This window comes from Methanospirillum sp., assembly GCF_028679455.1.
Classification (GTDB): Archaea; Halobacteriota; Methanomicrobia; order Methanomicrobiales; family Methanospirillaceae; genus Methanospirillum.
On record NZ_JAJRBM010000323.1, the window covers coordinates 1 to 4,090 of the forward strand.

A 4,090-nucleotide genomic window follows, 5' to 3' on the forward strand; every position below is an offset into this window, starting at 1 on the left:
GGGATTATCTCATCCGGCGGTAATGCCTGTTTTTGAGAAGTTTCTCACAGATGCCAACCGCCCGCTTCGGTAACCCTGCTTTATTCATGTATGCTGCACTGAGAATCAGCGCATTCTCTTCCGGGTAACCGACAGACACCGCCCGGTCAACAAGTGCAAGGCAGCCCTTTACATCCTTATTCATCAGCCGCTCATACGCCCTGATAAGATAAACCCCGTCATGGTTTTCTCCCTCCTCCATGAAAGGACGCAGGGAAACGAGATCATCAAAACGGCCGGATTTCAGGGCCAGGTTAAAGATGATCTCGACATCCTCGAATATTACATGGTTACGGACATATCCCGATACCAGCTCGAAAGCCTCATCATACCGGTTATCGGAAAGAAGGTTTTCAAGTTCATGGTCTTCTTCCCAGCTTTCATCATCCTCTTCTATCATGCCCTGTACATCTGCACAGAAATCAGCGATCATCTTTGATCCTGACCGGTTTCCGAGGAGATCGAGTTCATCTGAGAAAAGCCTTACCTTGTACCGGTACCAAAAAAGAAACGTCTATCTTCCATGCAGGTATTTCCTCCATACTACTTTTGATATCCCTTGTGTCAGGAATAACCGGACACTTCTGTAACCCAGTCTGACATAACTGATCCTGGTTCAAAAAAAAAACAATATCAGGAATCTGATACATCATCTGAGTCACCATGAATAACAAAGAACAGGAGCAGGGCAGAATACTGTTTGAGAAGCAGATAGATTGCCTGATCCATGATGACAAGGAGACCCAGATGGCTCTCTATGATGAGAATCTGCGGTACGAGTTTCCTTTTGCAAATGACCGCCCCCGGTTGATTGAAGGACGTGAAACCTTTCGGACGGTCATGACTCCTTTGTGGGAAGAAGCACGCCGCCGGGGTGTAAAAGTCAAAGGATGCAGCTACGAATTCCATGCAACCGATGAGACCGGGCTCTATGTTGCTGTATTCACTCTTGAAGTTGAAATTGGAGAAAAAACCCGGTTTTTACCGTTCGTTCAGTTCATTCGTGTTCAAGGCAATTGCATCATCGAGGTACGGGAGTATTTCAATCCACAATTGAGGGCAGAAGTATAACATCCAGGGATCAGGTATTCAGCCTCCTTGATCAGGATGCAAAATTGGTTCTTCAAGGATCTACACGAAAATAATGGGTTAGAGTTTTAATCCCCATACCTTCCTGAACAACAGGAATTATTCAGGTAATACCAGTACTCCGTTCTCAAGGGTAAAGAACGGAGCATATGCAATTTCCCATGGATGACCATCAGGATCAGCAAAGTATCCGGAATACCCTCCCCATTCAGTACGGGATGGCGGTTTTATTATCCGGCCCCCGGCTCTCACTGCATCAGACAGAAAAGTCTCCACCTCTTCTTCAGACTCAACATTTTGAGCAAGTGTAATACCACCAAACCCCCCGTTATCCTCTAAACATGCATCCCTGGCAAGCAGAGGCCTTGGATAAAGTGCCATGACTATCCCTGATACAAGATTGAAAAATGCAATGTCTCCGGCACTTGCCTGAGAAAGAGGCCAGCCTAGTCCGTCACGGTAAAATTTGACTGCCCTTTCCAGATCAGATACACCCAGGGTAATTATGGTGATTCTTGGCTCCATCATCCTCACAGGTTACTTACAACCCTTTCGCCGTTAATCCTTGGCATGGTTTGAAATACTGGATCATCCGGTTTATCCGGATAAGCAGGATGGTGGTCTCAACAAGGTGCATATAAACCTGTTATAACGAGAATATTCCCTGATTTGTTTCAAAGAAACATCAGGTTATACCTTCGGCAATCTCCAGGTACATGAAATGAAGATGAACTCTATTGCCAGGGTGCAGAGCATAAGCGTGTGAATTATCACCGTGAAACGGAGATTTTTCGGGAAGTACTGCTCGTAAGCACTTTATAGGAGTAAGCAAGCGATACGGATTATCCTGAACGGTTGCATTATACTATTACTGATACGCAATAAGGTTATGATGATGAATGATTCTGAAACCAAGGACACGATCAGAAAAATATGGGATTATTCTTCAATTTCTTACGATAGCAACGCGGGTCACGGGATTTTTTCAGAAGAAGAAAAAAATGCATGGACCAGGGAATTACGTCTGAACCTGCCTCCAGGACCACTGAAAATTCTCGATGTAGGATGTGGTACAGGTGCGATGGCCCTTTTATTTGCCGGGATGGGGCACCAGGTAACCGGTATCGACCTGTCCCGGGAGATGCTGACAAAAGCCGGAAAGAAGGCTGATGAGAAGAGTCTTACCCTCGAATTAGGAACTGGTGATGCCGAGTACCTGCCATTTCCCGACGGGTCGTTTGACGTGGTTGTTAACCGTCACCTCCTCTGGACACTTCCTCATCCGGAAACCGCATTGAAAGACTGGCATCGTGTTTTGAAACCGGGAGGCAGGGTGTTCATCATCGACGGGGTGTGGGATGATAATAGCCTCCTTTCATGGATGAAAATTCGAATGAGTTCAGGAGTAGCCAGGATATTCGAACCTCATAATACCCACCAACGCTCCTATGATCCCACTATCAGAGCCTCCCTCCCCTATGCGGGAGGAGTTCCGGAAGAGATAACGCTGAACCTTCTCAAAGATACCGGGTTTGTTCACCTCGATACACGGAACCTGATGTACATCCGTGAACTACAGAAAACAGATCTCCCCTGGTACAAGAGACTTGCACAGGGAAAGAGTTATTATATTATCATATCTGTAAAAAACGGGATGTGAATTTCGGATCGCAGATGTGAGTTTCCGTCAAAAAAACCAAACAGGGTATTATTCCGAACATTTCAGGAGGAGAGAGCATTTTAGGGATTGATACTATTGCCTTATAAGAAACGGAAATTTACATCCCAGAACTTCAGATGAATGCATTTTATGTGAAAGGTTCGACTCACTCACCGGAAACGCCACCTGCTTTGGGGTTGCGAATTGGTGTTATCCTACGATACGGGATTTCCCAAATAACCCGAGAAAAACCCGGACCCTCAACAGTTGATACGGAAAGAGAAACCAGGTGATGGAATGATATCAATCTATAATCTCATCTCCTGATATCATAAGAATAACTAAGAGATGCCCAACAAAACGTCTATCCGGATTGATAATGCTACCTCTCATCCGGCCAGCCTCTATGACCAGAATATCACGATCACCATCCCTTATTATCAAGAAATACTGGAAGAGATCTTAGCATTTGTTGAGAGCATCGAAGCGAAACCTGCATCATGGCTTGACACCGGTTGTGGTACCGGAACCCTTGTTTCCCGTGCTCTCAGTAGATTTCCGGATACAGTCTTCACCATTGCCGATCCTTTAGCAGAGATGCTCAAACAGGCAGAAATGAAACTTTCAGATCTTCGAGTCAGCATCCTTGGCCAATGCAGCACAGAGAACCTTGAATCTGGAACCGGGTATGATATCATAACTGCTATTCAGTGTCATCATTACCTCGATATCCCCACCCGAAAACAGGCAGTAGAGAGGTGTTTCTCACTGCTAAAGCCAGGAGGGTATTATATCACCTCGGAGAACATCAGGCCGCTCTCCAGGGCAGGAGAATCTATCGGTCTTCGATACTGGGGGAGATTCCAGGAGAGGGCAGGGAAGAACCATGAAGAGGTAAAGACTCACCTGGCCAGGTTTGATAGAGAATACCACCCCATAACCATCACTGAGCATCTTGATCTCTACCGGTCGGCAGGGTTTGAAACCGTGGAAATTCTTTGGTATTCCTATATGCAGGGTCTCTTTTATGCGATAAAACCCGGGAAAAAGAGTTGAAAGAGATCTGTTCTATATTGAAATGAAGAAATACAATCCCTTCCTTATTGAATAACATCATCTGCGACGAATGAAATGAAGATGTTTTATAAAAAACCGGGAGTTCAGAGATGGATAAGAATCTATCATCATTTTTTGGTCTATGCTGCTCGGATTTCATACCTTCAGATTCAGAATTTTTCTCCTTGATAGTCTAACTGGATAAAAAACTCCGGGATGTACAGTTCGAATATTATGCATGTCTTA

Annotated in this window: 5 protein-coding genes; 3 read left to right on the forward strand and 2 right to left on the reverse strand. The window is 45.1% G+C overall.

The features are described from left to right. Positions 1 to 4: 4 nt before the first annotated feature. Positions 5 to 472: a hypothetical protein gene (locus LUQ50_RS11200; protein ID WP_300039920.1), complete on the reverse strand. Its 468-nt coding sequence runs from the start codon at positions 470 to 472 to the stop codon at positions 5 to 7. A gap of 230 nt (positions 473 to 702) precedes the next feature. On the opposite strand from LUQ50_RS11200, the gene LUQ50_RS11205 reads away from it, so the two are divergent. Next, the gene (locus LUQ50_RS11205) at positions 703 to 1,110 is read left to right on the forward strand and encodes a hypothetical protein (protein ID WP_300039921.1); all 408 of its coding nucleotides are present in this window, start codon (positions 703 to 705) and stop codon (positions 1,108 to 1,110) included. Between the two features lie 117 nt (positions 1,111 to 1,227). Here LUQ50_RS11205 and LUQ50_RS11210 read toward each other — a convergent pair whose 3' ends face one another. After that, positions 1,228 to 1,656: a VOC family protein gene (locus tag LUQ50_RS11210; RefSeq protein ID WP_300039922.1), complete on the reverse strand. Its 429-nt coding sequence runs from the start codon at positions 1,654 to 1,656 to the stop codon at positions 1,228 to 1,230. Between the two features lie 361 nt (positions 1,657 to 2,017). Between LUQ50_RS11210 and LUQ50_RS11215 the strand changes: the two genes are divergently transcribed. Further along, entirely contained in the window at positions 2,018 to 2,788 is a 771-nt protein-coding gene (locus LUQ50_RS11215; protein WP_300039923.1) for a class I SAM-dependent methyltransferase, read from the forward strand. Positions 2,789 to 3,136: 348 nt separating this feature from the next. Further along, positions 3,137 to 3,844: a class I SAM-dependent methyltransferase gene (locus LUQ50_RS11220; RefSeq protein WP_300039924.1), complete on the forward strand. Its 708-nt coding sequence runs from the start codon at positions 3,137 to 3,139 to the stop codon at positions 3,842 to 3,844. The last annotated feature ends 246 nt before the right edge of the window (positions 3,845 to 4,090 follow it).